Annotated in this window: 21 protein-coding genes; 15 read left to right on the plus strand and 6 right to left on the minus strand. The window is 37.3% G+C overall.

Features of this window, described 5'->3' with window-relative positions:
- Window positions 1-124: 124 nt before the first annotated feature.
- The gene (locus BWD121_RS04730; RefSeq protein ID WP_078663589.1) at window positions 125-697 is read left to right on the plus strand and encodes a BA14K family protein; all 573 of its coding nucleotides are present in this window, start codon (window positions 125-127) and stop codon (window positions 695-697) included.
- A 57-nt stretch (window positions 698-754) separates the two neighbouring features.
- On the opposite strand, the gene BWD121_RS04735 is transcribed toward BWD121_RS04730, so the two are convergent.
- Window positions 755-1,399, minus strand: a complete 645-nt coding sequence (locus BWD121_RS04735) for an MBL fold metallo-hydrolase (RefSeq protein WP_078663590.1) — start codon at window positions 1,397-1,399, stop codon at window positions 755-757.
- A 142-nt stretch (window positions 1,400-1,541) separates the two neighbouring features.
- Between BWD121_RS04735 and BWD121_RS04740 the strand changes: the two genes are divergently transcribed.
- Window positions 1,542-2,246: a response regulator gene (locus tag BWD121_RS04740; RefSeq protein WP_078663591.1), complete on the plus strand. Its 705-nt coding sequence runs from the start codon at window positions 1,542-1,544 to the stop codon at window positions 2,244-2,246.
- A 9-nt stretch (window positions 2,247-2,255) separates the two neighbouring features.
- Entirely contained in the window at window positions 2,256-3,596 is a 1,341-nt protein-coding gene (locus BWD121_RS04745) for an ATP-binding protein (RefSeq protein WP_078663592.1), read from the plus strand.
- A 58-nt stretch (window positions 3,597-3,654) separates the two neighbouring features.
- Here BWD121_RS04745 and BWD121_RS04750 read toward each other — a convergent pair whose 3' ends face one another.
- On the minus strand, window positions 3,655-4,155 hold the full coding sequence (locus BWD121_RS04750; RefSeq protein ID WP_078663593.1) for a YbjN domain-containing protein: 501 nt from the start codon (window positions 4,153-4,155) through the stop codon (window positions 3,655-3,657).
- Between the two features lie 398 nt (window positions 4,156-4,553).
- On the minus strand, window positions 4,554-4,811 hold the full coding sequence (locus BWD121_RS04755; RefSeq protein WP_078663594.1) for an accessory factor UbiK family protein: 258 nt from the start codon (window positions 4,809-4,811) through the stop codon (window positions 4,554-4,556).
- A 219-nt stretch (window positions 4,812-5,030) separates the two neighbouring features.
- Between BWD121_RS04755 and lgt the strand changes: the two genes are divergently transcribed.
- From lgt to pth, 6 genes are all read left to right on the plus strand, one after another.
- A complete protein-coding gene (gene lgt, locus BWD121_RS04760; RefSeq protein ID WP_078663595.1) occupies window positions 5,031-5,888 on the plus strand; it encodes a prolipoprotein diacylglyceryl transferase in 858 nt (285 codons plus the stop codon).
- Entirely contained in the window at window positions 5,888-6,976 is a 1,089-nt protein-coding gene (locus BWD121_RS04765; RefSeq protein WP_078663596.1) for an SAM-dependent methyltransferase, read from the plus strand. The genes lgt and BWD121_RS04765 overlap by 1 nt, the downstream gene beginning before the upstream one ends.
- Window positions 6,977-7,045: 69 nt before the next feature.
- Window positions 7,046-7,837 (plus strand): peptidoglycan editing factor PgeF, encoded by a 792-nt coding sequence (gene pgeF / locus BWD121_RS04770; RefSeq protein WP_078663597.1) that lies wholly within the window; start codon window positions 7,046-7,048, stop codon window positions 7,835-7,837.
- A 293-nt stretch (window positions 7,838-8,130) separates the two neighbouring features.
- Window positions 8,131-9,063, plus strand: coding sequence for a ribose-phosphate pyrophosphokinase (locus tag BWD121_RS04775; protein WP_078663598.1), 933 nt, complete (start codon window positions 8,131-8,133; stop codon window positions 9,061-9,063).
- Window positions 9,064-9,383: 320 nt separating this feature from the next.
- Window positions 9,384-9,998: a 50S ribosomal protein L25/general stress protein Ctc gene (locus tag BWD121_RS04780; protein WP_078663599.1), complete on the plus strand. Its 615-nt coding sequence runs from the start codon at window positions 9,384-9,386 to the stop codon at window positions 9,996-9,998.
- 85 nt (window positions 9,999-10,083) lie between these two features.
- The gene (gene pth / locus BWD121_RS04785) at window positions 10,084-10,680 is read left to right on the plus strand and encodes an aminoacyl-tRNA hydrolase (RefSeq protein WP_078663600.1); all 597 of its coding nucleotides are present in this window, start codon (window positions 10,084-10,086) and stop codon (window positions 10,678-10,680) included.
- A gap of 164 nt (window positions 10,681-10,844) precedes the next feature.
- Here the strand turns inward: pth and BWD121_RS04790 are convergent, their stop codons facing one another.
- Window positions 10,845-11,498, minus strand: coding sequence for a L,D-transpeptidase (locus tag BWD121_RS04790; protein ID WP_240536707.1), 654 nt, complete (start codon window positions 11,496-11,498; stop codon window positions 10,845-10,847).
- A 316-nt stretch (window positions 11,499-11,814) separates the two neighbouring features.
- Here BWD121_RS04790 and ychF point away from each other — a divergent pair, with 316 nt between their 5' ends.
- Window positions 11,815-12,918: a redox-regulated ATPase YchF gene (ychF, locus tag BWD121_RS04795; RefSeq protein ID WP_078663602.1), complete on the plus strand. Its 1,104-nt coding sequence runs from the start codon at window positions 11,815-11,817 to the stop codon at window positions 12,916-12,918.
- A gap of 135 nt (window positions 12,919-13,053) precedes the next feature.
- Here the strand turns inward: ychF and BWD121_RS04800 are convergent, their stop codons facing one another.
- A complete protein-coding gene (locus tag BWD121_RS04800) occupies window positions 13,054-13,491 on the minus strand; it encodes a PRC-barrel domain-containing protein (protein WP_078663603.1) in 438 nt (145 codons plus the stop codon).
- Between the two features lie 587 nt (window positions 13,492-14,078).
- Here BWD121_RS04800 and BWD121_RS04805 point away from each other — a divergent pair.
- A complete protein-coding gene (locus BWD121_RS04805) occupies window positions 14,079-14,537 on the plus strand; it encodes a tRNA (cytidine(34)-2'-O)-methyltransferase (RefSeq protein WP_078664074.1) in 459 nt (152 codons plus the stop codon).
- 56 nt (window positions 14,538-14,593) lie between these two features.
- Here BWD121_RS04805 and BWD121_RS04810 read toward each other — a convergent pair whose 3' ends face one another.
- Window positions 14,594-15,847: a CCA tRNA nucleotidyltransferase gene (locus BWD121_RS04810; RefSeq protein WP_078663604.1), complete on the minus strand. Its 1,254-nt coding sequence runs from the start codon at window positions 15,845-15,847 to the stop codon at window positions 14,594-14,596.
- Between the two features lie 249 nt (window positions 15,848-16,096).
- Here BWD121_RS04810 and BWD121_RS04815 point away from each other — a divergent pair, with 249 nt between their 5' ends.
- Genes BWD121_RS04815 through BWD121_RS04830 form a run of 4 tightly spaced genes read left to right on the plus strand, consistent with a single transcriptional unit; the run spans window position 16,097 to window position 22,933 of the window.
- A complete protein-coding gene (locus tag BWD121_RS04815; RefSeq protein ID WP_078663605.1) occupies window positions 16,097-17,128 on the plus strand; it encodes a MoxR family ATPase in 1,032 nt (343 codons plus the stop codon).
- Complete coding sequence (locus BWD121_RS04820; protein WP_078663606.1) at window positions 17,128-18,039, plus strand: DUF58 domain-containing protein; 912 nt, start codon at window positions 17,128-17,130, stop codon at window positions 18,037-18,039. The genes BWD121_RS04815 and BWD121_RS04820 overlap by 1 nt, the downstream gene beginning before the upstream one ends.
- Entirely contained in the window at window positions 18,036-20,840 is a 2,805-nt protein-coding gene (locus tag BWD121_RS04825) for a DUF4159 domain-containing protein (protein ID WP_078663607.1), read from the plus strand. Before BWD121_RS04820 ends, BWD121_RS04825 begins: the two co-directional genes overlap by 4 nt.
- Window positions 20,837-22,933: a hypothetical protein gene (locus BWD121_RS04830; RefSeq protein ID WP_078663608.1), complete on the plus strand. Its 2,097-nt coding sequence runs from the start codon at window positions 20,837-20,839 to the stop codon at window positions 22,931-22,933. Before BWD121_RS04825 ends, BWD121_RS04830 begins: the two co-directional genes overlap by 4 nt.
- Window positions 22,934-22,974 lie beyond the last annotated feature (41 nt).

The raw sequence follows: 22,974 nt of genomic DNA on the forward strand, positions 1-22,974 counted from the left end.
ATAATTTATTCTCAACTAAATGACTTCTTTATTCGTTCTATTAAAAAATTAAAAACCGTTCAGGTTACATTCAGTTTAATGCATATAAAATATGAATAATATAAATTTATAAAGGGAGTATGTTATGAACAAATTGACCAAATTTGCAGTATTATCAGCAATATCAACTGCAACCGTCTCAACACCACTAACCACAGCATTTGCCCGTAATGATTATGTTTACGTTCAGCAAAATGTAAACAGCATTCCTCAACACCATACTCAATACCATCGTGAGCAACGGCATATCCATCACAAGAACCCAACACGTCACTCTTATCATTACGAACAAACAACGCAGTACAATACTCATCAATATTATGTCAATCGCCCTAATAACACAAATGATGCTTTAGCAGCAGGTGTTCTCGGCCTTGCTACAGGTGCAATTCTTGGCAATGTTTTAACAAAACCTGCACAGCCACAAATTATCTATCAAGCCCCATACCCTCAAAATCAGGTGATTTATCAAGAAATACCCCAATCTCAAGTAATTTACCAAGTGCATCCAACAGTAACCTATCAACCCATTTACCAACCATGGACATCACAATGGCTTCAATATTGCACAAAAAAATACCGCTCATTTAATCCTAGAACAGGTACATTTCGGGGTTACGACGGTTTAGATCATTTCTGTCATGCTCCATTACAATAACCTTAAGCAATATCGAAAAAACCCCGTTTAAAAGCGGGGTTTTTCATATAGTTACCTTTAAATTCCTTGAAGAAAAGAATTGAAACGGCGTTCATAACCTATTGTGCTTCCTGGTCCATGGCCAGAAATAAAGCTGACATCATCACCTAAGGGTAAAACTTTTTCTTTAATGGATGTCATCAATGCCTCGTGAGAAGATAGTGGAAAATCAGTACGTCCAATAGAACCACGAAAGAGGACATCGCCCACTAAAGCCAAGCGCTCTTTTTTATTGAAATAAATAACATGCCCAGGGGTGTGACCAGGGATATGCAAAACATCAAACACATGTCCAGCACAATCAAGGCTGTCACCATCTTCCAACCATTGATCAGGCACACAAATACGCACATCAGCCATGCGATAAACTTTTGCCCTTTCGACTACGTCTTCCATAATTGGTTTATCACCACAATGTGAGCCAATGATTTTAACATTAAGCTCTTCTTTAGCTTGCATCGCTGCTCCTACATGATCAACATGACCATGTGTTATCCAAATAGCTTCAACACTAACACCTATCTCTTGAATTGCTGCTTGGATTTTAGACCAATCACCACCTGGATCAACTAAAACCCCCTTTTTACTTTTATTATCAAAAAGCAAAGTACAATTTTGTTGGAAAGATGTAACTGGAATAATATGTGCGTTAAGATTACTCATAATACCCTTTTAAAGAAATATTTATCAATTAAATAACATTTTCATGCATTTATAAAATCAAAAATTGCGTGCTCGACACCTTGACACAACTTATGTAGACTGGATCTTATTGGAAACTGGATTTTCGTCAAGGTTTTAAATAATGACCGACCACGTTCACGTTTTATGCGATGATGCACCTCATCTCCTTGTTATTGATGATGACACGCGTATTCGTAGTCTTTTATCTCAATTTCTTATTAAAAACGGATTTCGTGTTTCAGTTTCTGCTAATGCTGATGAAGCCAGGCGTCAACTCTCAAGCCTAGATTTTGATCTTCTCATTGTTGATGTAATGATGCCTGGTGAAAATGGCATTGATCTTACCCTTTCATTACGCCAAACAAAAAATGTTCCCATCTTAATGTTAACTGCTTTATCAGAAACAGATAATCGTATCCATGGGTTAGAAGCAGGAGCAGATGATTATCTATCCAAGCCATTTAATCCTCGTGAACTTTTACTTCGCATTAACGCCATTTTACGGCGTGGTTTCTCACCTAACCAGTCCAAAATCGAACAAATTGTTTTTGGACCCTATATGTTTTCAATTTCACGACGTGAACTGAAAAAAGGGGGAGAAATCATTAAACTAACAGATAAAGAACAAGAAATGATGGTTATTTTTGCCGAACATGCAGGTAATACAATTCCACGCCATAAATTCGCAACAGGTGATAGCGAGATAAGTGAACGTGCCATTGACGTACAAATTAATCGTTTACGTCGCAAAATCGAAAAAGACCCGGCAACCCCTATATGGCTTCAAACTGTGCGAGGGGTCGGTTATAAACTCTCAATTGAATAGACGTAAGTAATGATTAAACTCGCAAGACAATTTGCTCAGTGGTTAACGAGGCAAATGCCTAAACGTCTTTATGCCCGCTCTTTGATTATTATTATCGCTCCCATGGTACTCCTGCAAACAGTAATTGCCTATGTTTTTATGGAACGCCACTGGCAAATGGTAACTGAGCGTCTCTCAACTGCTATTGTCCATGATATCTCTGCCATTATTGATATAATTGAAACATATCCGCAACAACATAATTATGAAGATATCAAACGCATTGCACAACAGCGTATGGGATTAAATATTTCTATTCTACCACCTGCCCCCCTGCCCCCTCCGGGCCCTAAACCATTTTTTGCAATTCTTGACTATTTTCTTAGTGAAGAAATCACCCATCAAATTAACCGCCCCTTCTGGATTGATACAGTAGGCGATTCTAATCTTGTCGAAATCCGTATCCGTCTTGATAACAGTATTTTGCGCGTCTTTGCTGTGCGCAGTCAAGCTTATGCTTCCAATACCGGTATCTTCTTAAGCTGGATGGTAGGAACGGCTCTTGTTTTATTACTGATAGCCATTTACTTCTTACGCAATCAAATCAAACCGATCCAACAACTTGCTGAAGCAGCTGAAAGTTTTGGACGGGGACGTCCCCTACCAAAAGATTTTCAACCACAAGGAGCTGATGAAGTGCGCCGTGCTGGTATCGCCTTTCTACGCATGCGTGAACGTATTGAGCGCCAAATTGAACAACGTACTATGATGCTTTCAGGTGTAAGCCATGATTTAAGAACCATTCTTACACGTTTTAAGCTCCAACTAGCCTTAGCAAGTACAGACTTTGATATTAGCCCGCTTGAGCAAGACGTTAGCGACATGCAAAATATGTTAGAAGATTATCTCGCTTTTGCACGCGGAGAAAGCGGTGAAAATGTTAGTTCTCTTGACTTAAATGCCCTTATGCAAAAATTCTCCACCGAAGCTCATCTTCATACATGTCAATTCTCTTATACAATTGAAGGCCCTACACAGATACAAGTACGCCCTCATGCTTTTACGCGTTTGATTAGCAACCTTGTGTCAAATGCATTTCATTATGCAAACACCATCAAACTAACAGCTACATCCCAACAAGAATCGTTTATTATTATTATTGATGATAATGGACCGGGCATTCATAAAGACATGCGTACAGAAGTATTTAAACCATTTTTTAGACTTGATAAAGCACGTAATCAAGATGCAAGTGGAACAGGTCTTGGTCTTGCCATTGCCCAAGATATAGCCCGTAGCCACGGAGGGAATATTCAATTAGACGACAGCCCATTAGGAGGCTTGCGCGCTATTATTGACATTCCCCTATAAAATATATCAAAAAAACTTTGATCAAGAATTAATCAAAAAATAAATTTATTGAATAATTTTAAGCGTTTCCCACAGTTTCAAATAAAGCATATTGTAACGCCTTATAAGCACTTTCACCCATCCAAGCCACCATTTGAAAAGCAGTATAATGACTTTCACAAACCTTAAGCGCGTGGATCAACAATGTTTCAACTTGTACATGGGATGGATGCACCCCACCAGCTAAAAGAAGACCTTGCCGATAAATAACTGAATTGTCTCCTTGCCAATAATCAAAATGCCCTAGTAACAACTTTTCATTAATTGCTAATAATAAGCGGTGCATTTCCGCTGTTCGAGTACTTTCAATAGAAAGATCAAACGCACAAGCTAAATGAAGAGCTTCTTGTTCTTCCATCCATGAAAAAGCAAGACGATAATTAGCCCGTTTTCCTTCTACGCAAACATTAATTTCATCTTCTGCATTCCGCTCAAAAGACCAGTCGTACCTATAAGCAATCTGTTCGATAAAATCGACTGGATGCTCTTCTCTTTCCGCAGCGCTAAAGGCAAGCCTCATCATTAACCCTCAAAATAATCAAGAATGTTATCAATACAGCGCAAAATGCTTACAATTGTAATAACATTTGTTACAATTAAGCCCTTACACCAAACAAAATACACAGTAAAACGTAGACAATATACGATACCTAGAAACACAACAGGTGATATTTCCCATGGTATATAATAGCCTGATAAAGATAAAACGAATCATCAAGCTATTTCAGTGTATTGATACAATCTCATAGTGCCAGCCCCCTGATTCAAAAAAATGCTTTTTTATAAAAAACGCATCCAACAATAAATTAACGATTTGTCTTAACAGATTCAGAATTAAGCATTTTTTAGTTTCGTTTGTAATATTGAAAAATTGGGGATTATTTTTTTGAGAATACAATTTTTATACTAAAACTAATTTTAGTTTCCGTCACAGACTCTATTTTCTAAATCATCAAGACGTTTTGCCAAATCAGCGTTTTCCGCACGCACTTTAAGCACCATTTCCTTAACCACTTCAAATTCCTCACGTGAAACAAGATTAAGCTTATTGACTATCTTCTCAGCCTGCGAACGAAAAATTGTTTCAGCTTCATGCCGTACACCTTGCGCAGCACCAGCTGCATCTGTCATTAATTTTGCTAATTCGTCAAGAATACGGTTGGGTCCATCATGCATGAATTTTTCCTTAATTTGAGTCAATTATGTGTGCATTATAGTGCATTTTATAACATGTAGATATTGTATTTGTTTCTTTTATAAAATCCATCGTAATTTTTCTATCCTCCCCTTACATCTATAAACAATAACAATCTATTCTCTTCTTGCCTTGACCATCGTGTGTTCATCTGTCATGTTTTAACAACCTATAATTTCATAAATGTAAAGCGCTTCCTGATGAACGACTTTCCTTTTTGTCCTGCTATTAATTTTCCTACATTTCTTGATCCTGTTATTATCCATTTAGGCCCCATAGCGTTACACTGGTATGGGCTTGGTTATGTTGTAGGCATTCTTTTTTCTTGGTGGTATGCACAAAAATTATTGGCAAAAAAACTCTTGTGGCACGCAAACCAACCTCCCATGGATCAGCATAAAATAGGTGATTTTGTTATTTGGGCCACTATAGGTATTGTTATTGGTGGTCGTTTAGGACAAGTACTTGTGTGGGATCCTGCTTATTATTTTAATCATCCCAGCGCCATTATTGCAGTGTGGACTGGAGGAATGTCTTTTCATGGTGGTCTTATTGGTACCACCATTGCAATGGTCTGGTTTGCTCGTAAAAATAACATTAACATTTGGGCAATGTTTGATACAATTGCCGTAGGTGCCCCTGTTGGTATCGGCATTGTGCGGGTGTGCAACTTCATTAACCAAGAATTATGGGGTAATGTTACCACCGTTCCTTGGGCTATTTGCTTCAACTATGATCCCCAATATCTACCACGCCACCCAAGCCAACTTTATGAAGCGTTGACGGAAGGATTTCTTCTTTTCATCATATTGGCTATTGCTATTTTTGCTTTTAAAGCATTAAAACGCCCTGGAACAGCGACTGGAATATTTATTCTAGGTTATGGAATAGCGCGTAGCATTTCAGAAATTTTTCGTGTTCCTCAAGAAGACCCAGAGTGGTTTTCTTCCCTCTTTCATTCCACTGGATTTACCTATGGAATGGCACTATCTCTTCCTATGATTCTCTTTGGCTTTTATGCACTTCTTCAAGCTTTCAGGAATCATTCTATAAAATAATGACCACTCTAAAAAAGAAAATTAAAGAAATTATTGCTGTCAATGGGCCAATAACTGTTAGTCAATATATGACATTAGCCCTCACAGACTCACAATTTGGCTATTACCAAACACAAGAACCTTTTGGATCCACGGGTGATTTTATTACCGCACCTGAAATAAGTCAATTATTTGGGGAAATGATTGGTATTTGGGTTTTTGCAAGCTGGAAAGCTCAAGGCAGCCCCAATCCTTTCATTCTAGCTGAAATAGGTCCAGGACGTGGAATACTTATGGACGATGTTTTGCGTACCATTCAAAAATTATGTAAAACAGCCTTCAATGCCGCTGAAATTTTTCTCATTGAAATAAGTCAACGTCTTGCAACAGAACAAAAAAAGCATCTTTCCTCTTATCAAAAACATATTCATAGCATTGAACATTTTAATCAAATACCTTCAGGGCCTCTTTTTCTCATTGCTAATGAGCTCTTTGATGCGCTTCCTATCCACCAATATATCAAAATCAACGGAGAATGGAGAGAGCGTTGCATTACACTTGATCAAGATGGTCATTTCACCTTTATAGCTGGAATGTATCAATTTTCCTCTGATGACTTACCAATCTATTGTGCTAAAATGCCTAACGGAACAATTTGGGAGCACGCCCCCTTACGTAACCAATTAATGCAACAAATTAGTAATCGCTTAATACAAGATAAAGGTTCTGCTTTACTCATTGATTATGGTGCTTCTGATTGTGCATTTGGAGACACATTGCAAGCTATTTCAAAACATAAATTCCGCGATGTTTTTGCCAACCCAGGTAAACATGATTTAACATCACACGTTGATTTTTTCTCCTTAAAAACAATAGCCCTTCAACAAGGTTGTTTTGCTGAAATTCTAGAACAAGGAGATTTTCTTTTAAAAATGGGAATTCTTGAACGCGCAAAACAGCTTAGCATTAACAAAGACACCTTGATCCAAAATAAAATCCGTCAAGATATCGAACGGCTTGTCAGCCCAGATCAAATGGGTAAACTTTTCAAAGTTCTCCATGTTAGTGATCAATCTACTACTATCTCTAACTTTTTTGACTTTCAATAATGACAAAGAATTGACAAGTACTGTTGTCTCGGACACCATTGCTTGTTCAAACAATTATGTGGAGCTTTCGTGAAGCCTGTCCTTAAACCTATCCTTGCAAAAGATCTTTTTGCTTTACATAAAGACGGGATAAAACATGGTTTTTTTACGCGTCAAGGTGGAGTTTCACAAAACCTTTATCACAGCCTTAATGTCGGTCAAGGTTCAAATGATCATCTTAAACATATTATGCAAAATCGCACATTAATCGCGAATTATTTTGATATTGATATAAAAAATTTGATCACTGTCAATCAAGTACACTCCTGTGACGTAGTAGTAATTGATCAAGCTTTCACCGGTGAACGTCCTAAAGCTGATGCTATTGTTACAAGTACAAAAGGTTTAGCAATTGGCATCCTTACAGCCGATTGCGGACCAGTTCTTTTTGCTGATCCGCACGCAGGTGTCATCGGTGCTGCGCACGCTGGTTGGCGAGGAAGCTTGAATGGAATTTTGGAAAAAACAATTTTAGCTATGGAAGAACAAGGTGCCAAACGACAATCAATAACAGCAGTGTTAGGACCTTGTATTGGTCCCACTCACTATGAGGTAACAAACGAATTTTATAACCAATTTATGAATCGCAATAATCAATTTCAAAAATATTTTTTAAAAACGGATAAAACAAACCGTTTTCGTTTTAATCTATGGGCATTTATTATCAACCAATTAGAACAAGCAGGCCTTAATGCTTCTTGTCTAAAACTTTGCACTTATCAAGACGAACAACGTTTTTTTTCCTATCGTCGTGCAACACATCGTAATGAATCTGATTACGGGCGACAGATTTCTGCTCTTATGTTAGAAAATGAAAAATAAGTTTTTTACCTCAAAAACATATCATAATTGCAAAATAAAATTTCTTATCTCAGTGAAAAAGATACTCTCGATCATGTTTTGTTCGTTTCATGAAATAACCTATAAGTTCGTAGATTATGATAATTTAAAATCTTATTTGTGAATACTTGATTTGTCATAACCTAATGGCAAAATAATTCTTTTAACCCATGCTAGATAAAATTATAATTCTTTGGCAATTGTTCCTTTGCAATCTGATAATAAAAAGTTAAAAACTATATTAGATTCTATCATGATTATTCAGGGGTTCTATCATGAAACTTTTCTGTGGCAATTCTAACCCACATCTTGCGAAAAATATTGCAAATTATTTAAATATTTCCCTAGGTGAAGCAACAGTCAAGCGTTTTGCTGATCAAGAGATTTTTGTAGAATTGCATGAAAATGTGCGCGGAGAAGATGTATTTGTGTTGCAATCAACCTCTTATCCAGCCAATGATCATCTGATGGAATTACTCATCATGATTGATGCCCTACATCGTTCTTCAGCACGTCGTATTACTGCTGTTATACCCTATTTTGGCTACGCTCGCCAAGATCGTAAACCTGGACCACGTACTCCTATTTCTGCAAAACTTGTTGCCAACTTGATTACTCAAGCGGGTGCTCATCGCGTTTTAACATTAGATCTTCACGCAGGACAGATCCAAGGTTTTTTTGATATTCCTACTGACAATCTCTATGCTGTTCCTGTCATTTCTCGTGATGTCAAAATGCGTTATTCTCTTGAAAATGTTATTGTTGTTTCACCTGATGTTGGTGGTGTGGTACGTGCACGCTCCTTAGCCAAGCGCTTAAACAGTCTACTTGCTATTGTTGATAAACGCCGTGAACGGCCAGGTGAATCAGAAGTAATGAACATTATCGGAAATGTAGCTGGAAAAGATTGCCTCCTACTAGATGATATTGTTGATTCAGGTGGTACTCTATGCAATGCAGCAAGTGCTCTTCTTAAGCATGGAGCGAATAGTGTTACTGCTTATATTACACATGGTGTTCTTTCTGGAAACGCTATCGAACGCATTACCAACTCAGAAATGAAAGAATTAGTCATTACTGATTCGATTATGCCAACAACAAAAATTGAACAAGCGCATAATATACGCGTTTTGGCTATTGCCGACTTAATAGGAGAAGCAATCGCAAGAACAGCAGCAGAACAGTCTGTCTCAAGCTTATTTGACTAATAAAATAGTACCTAGTTTTAAATTTCCTGACAGTTTTCTAAAATTGAAACTGGGAAATATCTGAGGTGTTTACTACTAAATCAATACGGATACCGTAAAGTTTACGTTTTTTCAAATAAGTCAAAAATCAGATAAATGGGGCTTCCTACAACTCTTGCATCTCTAAAGGGTTTGAACTATAGAATAAACTTCTGCGTAGACACTCTTGGAGGCAACGTAGAATGGAGCTAATTGCTGCTTTGCAGTATATATCTTCATATTCATGCAAAAACTGCTAGTTGTTTTTGATGAATCTCCAATCATATAAGAAGGATTTAACCATGAGCAAGAGTTATACTCTTAAAGCTGAAATACGCGAGCGGGTTGGTAAGGGGTCCTCCCGTGAACTTCGCCGCAACGGTCTTATTCCAGCAGTCATCTACGGTGACAAACAACCTCCTTTGGCAATTGCAGTTTCTTATAAGGAAATTTTCTACAAAATTCATGCAGGTGGTTTTCGTACTACTGTTGCTACCATTGAAGTTGATAAAAAAAGAATTCAAGTCCTACCAAAGGATTATCAACTTGATCCAGTCCGTGATTTTCCTATGCACGTAGATTTTCTACGTGTTTCAGAGAAATCAGTTGTGCATGTGAACATTCCTGTACATTTCTTAAATGAAGATACAGCTCCAGGTATTAAACGAGGTGGTGTCTTAAACATTGTTCGCCATGAAATTGAATGTACTGCACCAGCCAATGCTATCCCTGAAGCGATTAACATTGATCTTTCTAGTTATTCTATTGGTGACTCTATCCATATTTCGGCCGTGCAATTACCAGAAGGTGTAACTCCGGTTATTCAAGATCGAGACTTTACCATTGCAACCATCGCAGCTCCTGCTGGTGCAAATGTGAACGATAACTCAGAACAAGAGAGTGATAAAAATAATTAAAACCTTATGAATTTCAGTAGGTGGGAAAACTTCCCACCTATTTTGAAATATTTTGCTAATCATTTATACTTTATTGAAAGCGTATATGTTGCTCATTGCTGGTCTTGGCAACCCCGGTTTATTGTACCAAAATAATCGCCATAATATTGGTTTCATGGCTGTTGATGCTATTCATCAGTCCTTTTCTTTTTCTCCATGGTCAAAAAAATTTCAGGCTGAAATCTCTAATGGTCTCATAAATGGTGAAAAAATTCTTCTTATCAAACCTCAAACTTTTATGAATTTATCTGGTCAAGCTATTAGCCAAACCTTGCGATTTTATAAACTAGAATTGAATAATTTTATTGTTTTTTACGATGAACTAGATTTACCCCCTGGGAAAGTGCGCGTAAAAATTGGAGGAGGAAGTGGAGGACATAACGGCATAAAATCTATTGATAATCATTGCGGTAGTAACTACTGCCGTGTTCGCTTAGGAATCGGGCATCCCGGTTCCAAAGAATTGGTTCATCAACATGTTTTAGGCAACTTTACAAAATCTGATCAAGAATGGTTACCCACTTTATTAGAAACAATCGCGAATAATATTGCTGCTCTAATAAAGGGAGATGTTAATCAATTCATGAACAAAATTTCATTGGTAATGGATAAAAAACTCACAGTAAAACATAATCTCTTTTAAGTAGATGTAATAACAAATAACTTTTTATGATCTTTATATAATACATCTCTTTCTAAGGAAAATGTGAATATTGAATTCATCATACAAAACTGCCAAATCCTATATAACCACTTGGAATTACAAAGAAGCCATTTGATGAAAACTTATAGTATATTTTACTATGGCTACAAAACCACCACACGTGAACCATTAGGAACGCGGTCATAAAGATCAATAATATCTTGATTGAGCAAACGGATACACCCACTTGAAATAGCCTGACCAATTGACCATTCTTCATATGAACCATGAATCCGGAAAAGCGTATCCTGACCATTTTTAAAGAGATATAATGCCCGTGCGCCTAATGGGTTATCAGGCCCTGGTGGCATCCCTTTCCCTAAATGACCGTATCGTTCTGGTTCGCGAGCCATCATTGCCGCAGTTGGAGCCCAAGATGGCCACCGACGTTTATATTGTACAACTGCTTCACCTTTAAATTCTAAACCTTCTTTGCCAACGCCAATGCCATAACGCATAGCTTTTCCATTTTCACCAACAAGATAAAGAAAGCACTCCTGAATATCTATAATCAACGTACCAGCCGGATAAGAAGTATTGTAATCTACTTGTTTACGTAAAAATTTTGGATCAATTTCCGCAAGATCAATTGCAGGTAATGAATAAGGTTCATTCGTTATAGGCCCATATAAAGCCTGTAGTTCCTCTGGAATGAAGCGAACTTGTTGAGAAGAAACAAAAGACTCACTTGGTTGATGTGTAGCGCAGCCAACCAATACTAGACAAACAGCCATTAAAAAAGCACGACGAGACAACAATTCCATATTCCCGCAATCATTTGATTTAATATAATTATTTGATTCTATAGTTTCCTATACTATAAAAAACTTAGCACACTGTTAACGTTAATCTATAATTTTATAATTATTAAAATAGGGAATGTTTAGGATTTGTCGATTAAAAAATGACAACTACTTGCTAAAATCGTCATAATTATTTCAGTTTATCTTTTTTATCACCACAAAAAGCTGAAGACTAGAACTAGAACTCCTCTTCAACATGCTATAAAAACGCCAATAAAGTATATCTTAGTCATTATAAATAAATCAAAAGTCTAATTAAGAGAGAGAACCCATGGGTTTTAAATGTGGTATCGTCGGGCTGCCTAATGTCGGTAAATCAACCCTTTTTAACGCGTTAACAAAAACAGCTACAGCACAAGCAGCTAACTATCCTTTTTGCACAATCGAGCCTAATACCGGTGAAGTTGCTGTGCCAGATCCACGAATGGAAAAAATCGCCTCTATTGCTGGTTCAAAAGAAATCATTCCTACACGTATTAATTTTGTTGATATTGCAGGACTCGTCCGTGGAGCTTCAAAAGGCGAAGGTTTAGGCAATAAATTTTTAGCCAATATTCGTGAAGTCGATGCTATTATTCATGTACTACGGTGTTTTAAAAATGAAGACATCACCCATGTAGAAGGAAGGATTGATCCCGTTTCTGATGCTATAACTGTTGATACAGAACTCATGCTTTCAGACCTTGAAAGTCTTGAACGGCGAATTATACAAGTCCGTAAACGTGCAATCGGAAAAGACAAAGAAGCTTTGGCAATCCTCCCTACAATGGAAACAGCGTTAGAATTATTACAGAAAGGAGATCCTGTACGGTTATTACTTAAAAATATTTCCTCTGATGAACGACGTATTCTTCATGGTTTGAATCTTTTAACTTCAAAGCCTGTGCTTTATGTTTGCAATGTTAGCGAAAATGAAATTGCTCATGGCAATGATTTTACTAAAGCGGTGGAGAAAATAGCTGCAGAGCAAAACGCGCAAAGTATTATTATTTCTGTTTCCATTGAAGCTGAAATCGCTCAACTTTCTGATGAAGAAGCTGTAGAATATCTTCATGTTTTAGGATTATCTGAGCCTAGTTTGAATAGACTCATTCATGCTGGTTATCACCTGCTTGATTTAATTACTTATTTTACTTGTGGACCTAAGGAAACACGAGCCTGGACAATCAGCCGTGGTACCAAGGCACCTCAAGCAGCTGGCGTTATTCACTCAGACTTTGAACGCGGTTTTATTCGCGCACAAACTATTAGCTACGAGGATTATATTACCTTAGGTGGAGAAACTGCAGCAAAAGAAGCAGGAAAAGCCCGTGATGAAGGTAAAGAGTATATTGTACAAGATGGTGATGTTATGTTGTTTAAACACAATACTTAAATATCATTATCTCTTTAATAACTTAAAACACTTTTTACATAAAACTGTTTCCACATTCTCAAAGAGTACTATTCAACAAAAACAGCCGCACTATAAGAGCGACTGTTTTATTCATTAAATACAGAAATACAAAAACTAGCGTATCAAATAGTCTTCATATTTAAATTTTGGAGCTTCCTTCAAAGCATTCTTTGTTACATTGACCATAAGCTTCCACTTACCATCATCACTTTTCATCTGGACTTTTTCTGGAGACACAACAACATAATGCTCACCCATACCTAAAAAACCACCAACGCTAATAACAATCCCATCAATATTATTCTGACGTAAAATAATATCTTTTACCTCACCAATTTCTTCATCTTCTATATCGTGTACATCTACACCAATAAGCTTTGAAGCAACAAAATTAGCTGTTAAAGGCGTAACATAATGTGCAACCATATCCGTCTTAACTCGTACAATACCTTCTGCCAAAATCTTTCCATTTTCAGAAGGCAATGAAAATTGGGCATAAGTACTAGAAACCATTAAAATTGACGCAAGAGCAGTGATAGCAATTTTTTTCATTTTACATTCTCCATTTTTACTTTACATGCTCTCAATGCACGATAATCTGATTTGTTCCCTATGGGCTTTTAAGATTGGCTTGTTCTATTTTTATGTGTTCCCTCAATTATGCGGTTTCTTTTTGAATTTCTTATTTCAATCACGCTAAATTTAGCTTTTATAAGATAAACAACACCTAAAATATTGAAAAGTAAAATAATATGAGAACTGGTTATCTTAAGAAGATCTACATATGGATTATCAGTTCAAATTTTAAAATAGAGATATTATGTATGATAATGTTTCGTTATTTTTAAAATTCTACTTTTTAAAAAATACCCAAGCATTTATCAAAGAAATGTATTTTCAATCAGTTGGATATACGTAATACCTTTATACTCTTTGGAATATAAATTTTACTGAATATATTAAGAATATACACTCTCTCTACTTATTGTATATAGCTAAAAGCCCGTGTAAATAATCCTCTCTAAAATTTAGAATAAACAGTTATTAAATAAAAAAACAACGGCTTTTATAAATATATTTCCATGAAGAATTGTACAGATCTTCCACAAAGAAATATGTAAAATCATATGGAACAGCGTATGCCACTTCACATCGCTCTTTTTCAACCGGATATTGCTGGTAATACTGGAACAATTTTACGCCTTAGCGCTTGTCTTGGCGTACATGTGCATATTATTGAACCAGCAGGCTTTAATTTATCAGATCGTAACCTTAAACGAGCAGGTATGGATTATCTTGAACATGCCTTGTTGGAACGTCACATTGATTGGCAACATTTTATTGAAACTATGAGGCATTTTAACCGTCGTCTTTTGCTTTTGAGCACAAAAGCAAAAACATGTTATACAGATATACGATATCAAGAAAACGATGTTTTACTTTTCGGCCGTGAATCAGCAGGCGTTCCTAATTATGTTTATGAAGCAGTTGATCATACATTAACAATCCCCATGCAGCCACACGCACGCTCTTTAAATCTCGCAATAAGTGTGGCCATAACAACCGGTGAAGCTCTTCGTCAAATTGGTTATAGATGAGATAGAAAATATCTCATAAAAAAAGAAGCAGAGAATTGTTCATAAAAACTCAGTGATTACTGCTCAATTTTTTCTAATAACTCATTACGCTCCATTAAAAATCCGCTTTTAACCCAGATTTCTTCTAGCTTTTTAAGCTTTTGACCTAAAGGTGCTCCCTGAGCTAAGCCTTTTTTCATCAAATCTCTGCCACTTATAGGAAAAGTTGGAATCTGCCATTGTTGAGCTAAGTGATAAAGTTGAAGATAATATTTTGCTTTTTCCAAAATTTCGTCTTCATCTAAAATACCAGTACAGACAGATGCCAAGGACAAGGATAATTGATCTAAAACGGGCTGTCGTCCATGAAAATAAATCAATTTTTTCACACAAATATCTGAACAGTCTGGATTGATAATCCCCAACTTTGCCCATTCTTTTAATCGCTTTTTCTCCTCATTAGATAAACGCAAACGATGAGCCATATCGTGAAGACGTACAGGGTCAGGAGGTAGTAAACTTTCTAACCGCAGCAATGGATCGACTTTCCAACCAAGAACACGTTCTACTTTCACAAGTGGGTGGATTGCATCAATACCCCATTTTTCTGTTTCAGGTAAAATGAGTGTTAAAATACCGCTTTGACGCATCCACAAAAGAGCACGTATTGGATCTGAAGCAGTAAGAAGCTTTTTCATTTCTCCCCAAATACGCTCAGGTGAAAGTTTGTGCAAACCTTGTTTCAAAGCAATGCATGCTTTTAACCCTTGCGCATCAGGACGCCCTCCCCCATACCAAGCAAAAAAACGAAAAAAACGTAAAATACGTAAATAATCTTCACAAATACGATCCTTCGCAACACCTATAAAACGTATTGTTTGGCTTTCAATATCGTTCAAACCTCCCACTTCATCATAAAGCTGACCAGATGCATCACAATAAAGAGCATTTATAGTAAAATCCCGTCGCTGAGCATCCTTTTTCCAATCGCGACAAAAAGCAACTTTTGCATAACGACCATCTGTTTCAATGTCAGAGCGAAGAGTTGTAACCTCATAGCAACATGACTCGATGACAACTGTTACTGTACCAAAATCAACGCCTGTAGGAATAGCTTTAAATCCTTCCTTTTCTACGCGTTTTATAACCTGCTGTGGCAAACAGGTCGTGGCAATATCAATATCGCTAATGGGCTGGTTTAAAAGCTGATTACGTACTGCACCACCAACAATACGTGCCTCTTCACCATCCAACGATAAAATACGAAGAAGTGTTTGAATATGGCTGTGTTGCAACCAGTCAACTTTTCTGAAATTTTGTGGTATACTCATCCACTTAACCTTTTGAACAAATTCTTAACACTTCTCTCCATCCTAAATAAATCTTATCGCACAATAATTTGTAATACATTTCTCATAAGTTATAATTCTTTCCTCATTAATGCACTTTTCCATCTGTGCACGAATTAAAAAAACAGCTTATCATGCTTCTTTTTTATTCATTTTCTGCTACAAATTATAAATATTCATTATCGTATAAAAGAAATTATTACTTTGCGACAACTGTTTTAAGGAAACAATATGAGTCAAGATGATACGTTATCTAATACCATCAAAAAGACTAGTATCAATAAAGATACCCAATCGATCGTTGATGATATTGATGCAGCGTATAAAGAATTAGCTACTCTGCAAAAAGCAATCGACAAAGTTATTTTTGGTCAAAGTCACGTGATTGAATATACCTTAACGGCCATTTTGGCCGGGGGGCACGCCCTTCTTGTTGGTGTTCCAGGGCTTGCTAAAACGCGTCTTGTTGAGACATTAAGCCTTGTTTTAGGGCTTGATGGAAAGCGCATCCAATTCACACCAGATTTAATGCCATCTGATATTATCGGTTCTGAAATTATGGACTTGGATAAAAACGGTAAACGCTTTTTTCGTTACATTCAAGGCCCTGTTTTTGCCCAACTTCTTATGGCAGATGAAATTAACCGTGCTTCACCGCGCACTCAATCAGCTCTTTTGCAAGCCATGCAAGAATATCATGTCACTATTGCCGGCACTCGTTATGACTTGCCAAAACCTTTTCATGTATTTGCAACACAAAATCCTCTCGAACAAGAAGGAACCTACCCACTTCCTGAAGCACAACTTGATCGCTTTTTGATGCAAATTGATATTGATTATCCTGATCTTACTACGGAACGGCGTATTATTTTAGAAACAACAGGTCAAAAAAGCCAAACTGTAAAACCAGTCCTCTCAACCAAAAAACTACAAAAAATTCAAACAATCGTCCGCAAAATACCTATTTCTGAAAATGTTGTTGAAGCCATTTTGAAACTAGTGCGTTCGGCTCGTCCAAATGAAGATAATTCTTTTGCAAATACTTATATTGCTTGGGGACCTGGCCCTCGGGCATCACAAGCTCTTTCACTTTGTGCTCGCGCCCGTGCTCTTTATCATGGGCGTCTATCCCCCTCACTTGATGACGTTAAAGCGTTAGCTTATCCCGTATTACAACACCGCATGGCACTTAATTTTTCTGCACGTGCTGATAATATAACCATCAAAGATATTATCGCTAAGCTTGTGAAAGATGCTCTTTAATGGCTATTGGCAAAAAAGTCTCTAAAAAAAATCCACGGTCGTTTATTGCAAAACTGCATAAAGACGTAGGAAATATGCCCCACCTTCTTTTACAAGCACGCCTTATTGCTAATACACTAATGGCCGGCTGCCATAATCAACGTAAATGTGGTAATGGAGATAATTTTTGGCAATTTCGTCTATATGTCGAAGGGGAATCTACAACACATATTGATTGGCGTCGTTCTGCACGTGATGAACACACTTACTTACGTGAGCGCGAATGGGAAACAGCCCAAACAGTTTGGATCTGGCCCGATCAAAGTGCTTCGATGCACTATTGCTCACGCTTTTCCAAAATTTCTAAAGGTAATCATGCGATTATTCTCTCCCTTGCATTGGCAACACTTCTTGCACGAGATGGCCAATATATCGCTATTCCTAATTTAATGGTTCCCACCATGACATCTAATATAGCAGAACGCATGGCAATAGCTTTAACAAATCACCAAACTGAAAATCCATTTCCAGATTTCTCGTCTATTACCCGTTTTTCACAAGTCATAATCATTAGCGATTTTCTTGATCAACCTGAACAAATCATTCAAGATTTAAAAATTTTGGTGGCAAAACAGGTCAATGCACATTTAATTGAAGTTGCTGATCCTGCAGAAGAGCGTTTTCCTTACAAAGGACGTACAGAATTTTTTGATCCTGAAACCAAACAAAAGCTTCTTTTAGGCAAAGCAGAAAACCTCCGTAAACATTATTGCAAACTCTACCAAGAAAGACGGGAAGAATTAATAAATTTCTGTTCACGACAAGGATGGAGTTACCATGTGAGTACAACTGACCGACCTTTAAAAAAAAACATCTTGCAACTTACAAATAGAATGAATGCCTTTGCACCTCATACAGGGAGGGCACTTTGAGTTTTGAAGCTCCCCTAGTTTTGCTTGGACTTTTGGCCTTACCAGTTATTTGGTGGTTGTTGCGCACAACACCTTCCACGCCTCATAAAGAGCCTTTTCCTCCTTTACGCTTCTTGCTTAAACGAACTAATCAACAAGAAACAGCCAATCATACACCTTGGTGGTTGTTATTGCTACGGCTCGCTATGATAGCATTAATTACTATCGCCTTAGCACGCCCTATATGGAACCAAAATCCTATTATTTTTTCCGGATCTCAACCATTGGCACTTATCATTGATAATGGATGGGCTTCTGCTGAAGAATGGAAAAAACGTATTACTGTTACAAAATCCTTACTTGTACAAGCAGAAAAACATAAAAAAGACATTTATTTACTTGCAACAGCTGAGAATAACACCCAAGAAATTGGTCCTTTTTCTGCAGAAGTTGTAAGACAACATTTAACGCATTTGCAACCCCAACCCTGGCCTGTCAATCGAGTACAAGCATTTAAAAAACTCATTGAAAAAACCGGCAAAAAGCCTCTTGATATTGCTTATTTAAGTGATGGCTTACAAACAAACGAAGATAAACAAGTTCTTACTTTCATTGAACAATTAAAACCTAAAACACTCTTATGGTATTCAGCTGATATTTCTCGTTTGATTGGCATAACAGGCATAGTCAATAACGATGGAAATATGGCAGCACGTATTATTCGTGCAACCACTCATGATAAGTCTATGATAACATTAAGCCTTTATGATTTCAAAAGTCAGCTTCTTGGGCATTTTACAGCACACTTTCATGAAGGAGAAACAACAGCTCTTGTCCCCCTTAATTTACCGCTTGAATTACGCAATGACATTGCATGGATAAAAATTGATAACCATGCTCAAGCTGCTGCAACTTTTTTAATTGATAGCCGCAATCAAATAAGTCGCGTTGCTCTTCTATCACCAAGCGTTAATGAAATGGTGCAGCCTTTATTGTCTCCACTTTACTATGTCATCAAAGCATTGCAGGAACATGCACAGATTATAACAGCTGGCGGAGGAGAGCTTTCAGTTGATATTGATCACTTACTCAAACAAAACCCGTCTGTTTTCATTATGGGTGACATTGCTAATATGTCAAAAGCAGCAGAAAAAAAACTATCTAATTTTGTGAATAAAGGGGGAGTACTCATTCGTTTTGCTGGGGAGAATCTGAGTTCTACAGAACAATATGACAGTTTACTACCTGTGCCACTACGTTCTGGTGAACGTTATCTTGGAAGTACTATGTCATGGGCTAAACCACAAAAATTAGCACCTTTTGCAAAAAATAGCTTTTTCTTTGACCTTCCTTTTCCAGAAGAAGTTACTGTTTCACGTCAAATCTTAGCAGAACCAAGCTCAGATCTTTTTGAAAAGACATGGCTTAGTCTTGCTGATGGTACCCCCCTTCTCACAGCTGCTAACTATGGGAAAGGCATACTCATTTTTGTCCACATTGCGCCTGATCCTACATGGTCAAATCTTCCGCTTTCTGGATTTTTTGCACAAATGTTGCAAAAGCTTACCACGCTTCGTGTACATGACCAGGAAACCCCTATACAAACACAGACAACAACGGCACAAAGCCCTTGGCGAACATTAAATGCTGATGGTCAATTACAGATACCCTCCCCTCATATCGCGCCACTTGTTATTAATGTACAAAAACCACCCCTTCTATCCTATGATACCCCACCTGGATTTTACGGTTCTAAAAATAATCTTTATGCATTGAATTTATTAAATCATTCATCACGTTTAACAAAACAATCGCCATTTCCTGCCACCTCAGGCAATGACCCATTATCCTACGATACACAAGAGAAACATTTTGCTGGACCACTTTTAGGGTTGGCCAGCCTATTCTTAGCTCTAGATAGTTTTTTAGTTTTATGGATGGGAGGAACTTTTCTTTTCAATCGACGAAGTAATACGTTCCTCTTATTTCCACTAATAGCGAGTTTCATCTTCTTATTGTCTTATCCACCAATCGCTCATGCACAAACTGTGGAAAAGCATGATGAAACCATGGTGCAAGCAGCTGGTGCCACCCACCTTGCTTATGTTGTAACTCATAATCATGAAATTGATACAACAAGTAAAAGTGGATTAGAAGCACTCAGTCAATTTATCTCAGAGCGTACAATGCTTTCACCTGGCTCTGTTGTAGCGCTTGATCTTGATAAAGATGAACTTTCTTTCTATCCTCTCATTTACTGGCCTATTGACGCTGATAGTCCCATGCCAACGCAAAAAAGTCTTGAAAAAATAAATGCTTTTATGAAACATGGTGGTACAGTTTTATTTGACACCCGTGATCAAATAAGTACCAATCTTAGCCTTGAAGAAACTGCTACCCCAGCCACGCAAAGATTGCGTGCCATTTTAAGTGAATTAAATATCCCAGCCATTGAACCAGCATCAGCTGATCACGTTATTACTCGTTCTTTTTATATTATGCCTGATTTTCCTGGACGCTATCGTGGTTCACCTTTATGGGTTGAATCATCATCAATAAATAAAAAAAATAAAAACTCTATTGCCACTGGCGATAATGTTAGTTCTCTTCTTATCACTGCCAATAACCTTGCTGGTGCTTGGGCACTAGACGAGAACGGTACATGGAAATACCCACTTGTTCCCAATGATCCTATGCAACGCCTATGGGCATTTCGCGCAGGACTGAATATTGTCATCTACATGCTCACAGGTAATTATAAAGCTGATCAGGTTCATGTTCCTGCATTGTTAGAGAGCTTTAACAGAAAAAAAAGTCAATGATACCATCGATCACTTTCCAGTCTCTCCTACCCATTTTATGGCTTCTTTTTTTAGGGGGACTTCCCGCCTTTTTTATTATTATCGGCCTCATTACGAAGCGCCCTGGAGCTTTGTTACGTCTTATAGCATTGAGTTCAATCATTCTTGCTTTGCTTAATCCAATGATAATAAAAGAACAGCGTGAACCTGTTAAAAGCACTGTGGGTATTGTGATTGACCAAAGCAAAAGTCAAATATTTGGTACACGTGGAGACGATAGTCATAAAGCGCGCATACAATTAACAAATGAGTTATCCCGCTATCCACAATTTGAGCTGCGTTTTATTGAAGCTGGAAAACTTTCTGAAAACCATTATGCACCATCAACAAATTTATTTAATGCTTTAACACAAGCTATAGCTGATATACCTCCATCTCGCTATGCAGGAACAATTTTGATCACAGACGGACAAGTGCATGATATTCCAAAATTATCAGAACTTCATGATAGTGCACCAATTAACGCTCTTATAACAGGGAGAGCCAATGAATTTGATCGTCAAATTAAGTTTATTTCTCCTCCCCGTTTTGCTCTTATCAATAAACCACAAGTACTTTCCATCTTGGTAGAAGACAAAGGTCAACCTCAAGAATCTATACCAGCGCAAGCAAATGTTTCTATAAGCGTTAATGGGCAAGAGGTTGGTCGTTATTCTGTAACTCCTGGTACTATTTTTCAAACTGAAATCACTCTTCCTCATGCTGAAAAAAATATCATTCAAGCTACAACTGATACTTACGAAGGTGAATTAAGCGTTGAAAACAATCGGGCTATTGCTGTCATTGAAGGAATTAGAGAAAATTTGCGTGTTCTTCTTATCTCGGGTGCACCTTATAATGGTGAACGTACATGGCGTGATCTTTTAAAAAGTGATTCCAATATTGATCTTGTTCATTTTACTATTTTGCGTCCACCTGAAAAAGCAGACAATACACCTTTAAGCCAATTGTCACTTGTTGTCTTTCCTACAACCCAATTATTTGTTGAAGAAATCAACAATTTTGATCTCATTATTCTCGACGGTTTTCAACATTCCAATGCGTTACCATTGATTTATTATGATTATATTACTCAATATGTACAAAAAGGTGGTGCATTACTTATAGTAACAGGACCTGAATTTGCTAATGAACTCTCACTTGCTAGAACACCTTTAATAAGTGTCCTACCAGCATTACCAAATGGTATTATTATTCAAAAGCCTTTCCGCCCGACATTAACCAAAGAAGGCAAACGCCATCCTGTTACGCGAGATCTTGCTACCCCTACCCACCCAATTTCTCAATGGGGGCGGTGGCTACGACAAATTGCAATTCAAGGCACAAATAAAAGTGTTCCTATTATGAAAGGAGCTGATGAACAACCACTTTTGTTTCTTTCTCATATTGGTAAAGGTCGAGTAGGTATGTTGCTTTCTGATGAAAGTTGGCTATGGGCTCGAGGTTTTGAAGGTGGGGGTCCCTATGCCGCTCTTTATCGTCGCATTGCTCATTGGCTCATGAAAGAACCAGAACTTGAAGAAGAAAGATTAAGTACTATAAATGATCATCATCATTTAACAATTCGTCGACAAACACTTAAAGAGCAGCCAGAGCCAGCCGAAGTAATCTTCCCCTCTGGCAAAAAACAAAAGATCATTCTTACAAAAGAACAAGAAGGTGTTTTTACAGGAACTGTAAATACTGACGAAACAGGAATCTTTACCATCCACAATGGCGATCAAACAGTGCTTTCTCCTATAGGCGCACTCGATAGTCTTGAATTTTCTGATTTAATTTCAACAGAAGAAAAACTAGCCCCTATCAGCCAACACACCGGTGGTCATGTAGTACGTTTGCATCATGAGAAAAAAGATGGCATTCACATTCCTCCCATTAAATTGATTCAAACAAAAACAAAATCAATATCTCCCCGTATTCCATCAATTGCTCTGAAAGAAGCAACAGAAACTCGTTTGATTAATGCCTCATACTTTTCAATTTTTTCTGGATTTTTAGCTCTGATCACCTGCTTTTTATTACTCAGCAGCATGTGGTATCGCGAAAATCATTAAAAAATCCTAAGCGATTTTTAATTGCTTTAAGATAACTTAAA

Origin of the sequence: Bartonella sp. WD12.1 (assembly GCF_002022415.1) — a bacterium.
GTDB lineage: Bacteria > Pseudomonadota > Alphaproteobacteria > Rhizobiales > Rhizobiaceae > Bartonella.

Coding starts and splice junctions, on each gene's coding strand:
- BWD121_RS04730 (WP_078663589.1), top strand. CDS start 125: ATGAACAAATTGACCAAATTTGCAGTATTATCAGCAATATCAACTGCA.
- BWD121_RS04735 (WP_078663590.1), bottom strand. CDS start 1,399: ATGAGTAATCTTAACGCACATATTATTCCAGTTACATCTTTCCAACAA.
- BWD121_RS04740 (WP_078663591.1), top strand. CDS start 1,542: ATGACCGACCACGTTCACGTTTTATGCGATGATGCACCTCATCTCCTT.
- BWD121_RS04745 (WP_078663592.1), top strand. CDS start 2,256: ATGATTAAACTCGCAAGACAATTTGCTCAGTGGTTAACGAGGCAAATG.
- BWD121_RS04750 (WP_078663593.1), bottom strand. CDS start 4,155: ATGAGGCTTGCCTTTAGCGCTGCGGAAAGAGAAGAGCATCCAGTCGAT.
- BWD121_RS04755 (WP_078663594.1), bottom strand. CDS start 4,811: ATGCATGATGGACCCAACCGTATTCTTGACGAATTAGCAAAATTAATG.
- lgt (WP_078663595.1), top strand. CDS start 5,031: ATGAACGACTTTCCTTTTTGTCCTGCTATTAATTTTCCTACATTTCTT.
- BWD121_RS04765 (WP_078663596.1), top strand. CDS start 5,888: ATGACCACTCTAAAAAAGAAAATTAAAGAAATTATTGCTGTCAATGGG.
- BWD121_RS04775 (WP_078663598.1), top strand. CDS start 8,131: ATGAAACTTTTCTGTGGCAATTCTAACCCACATCTTGCGAAAAATATT.
- BWD121_RS04780 (WP_078663599.1), top strand. CDS start 9,384: ATGAGCAAGAGTTATACTCTTAAAGCTGAAATACGCGAGCGGGTTGGT.
- pth (WP_078663600.1), top strand. CDS start 10,084: ATGTTGCTCATTGCTGGTCTTGGCAACCCCGGTTTATTGTACCAAAAT.
- ychF (WP_078663602.1), top strand. CDS start 11,815: ATGGGTTTTAAATGTGGTATCGTCGGGCTGCCTAATGTCGGTAAATCA.
- BWD121_RS04800 (WP_078663603.1), bottom strand. CDS start 13,491: ATGAAAAAAATTGCTATCACTGCTCTTGCGTCAATTTTAATGGTTTCT.
- BWD121_RS04805 (WP_078664074.1), top strand. CDS start 14,079: ATGCCACTTCACATCGCTCTTTTTCAACCGGATATTGCTGGTAATACT.
- BWD121_RS04810 (WP_078663604.1), bottom strand. CDS start 15,847: ATGAGTATACCACAAAATTTCAGAAAAGTTGACTGGTTGCAACACAGC.
- BWD121_RS04815 (WP_078663605.1), top strand. CDS start 16,097: ATGAGTCAAGATGATACGTTATCTAATACCATCAAAAAGACTAGTATC.
- BWD121_RS04820 (WP_078663606.1), top strand. CDS start 17,128: ATGGCTATTGGCAAAAAAGTCTCTAAAAAAAATCCACGGTCGTTTATT.
- BWD121_RS04830 (WP_078663608.1), top strand. CDS start 20,837: ATGATACCATCGATCACTTTCCAGTCTCTCCTACCCATTTTATGGCTT.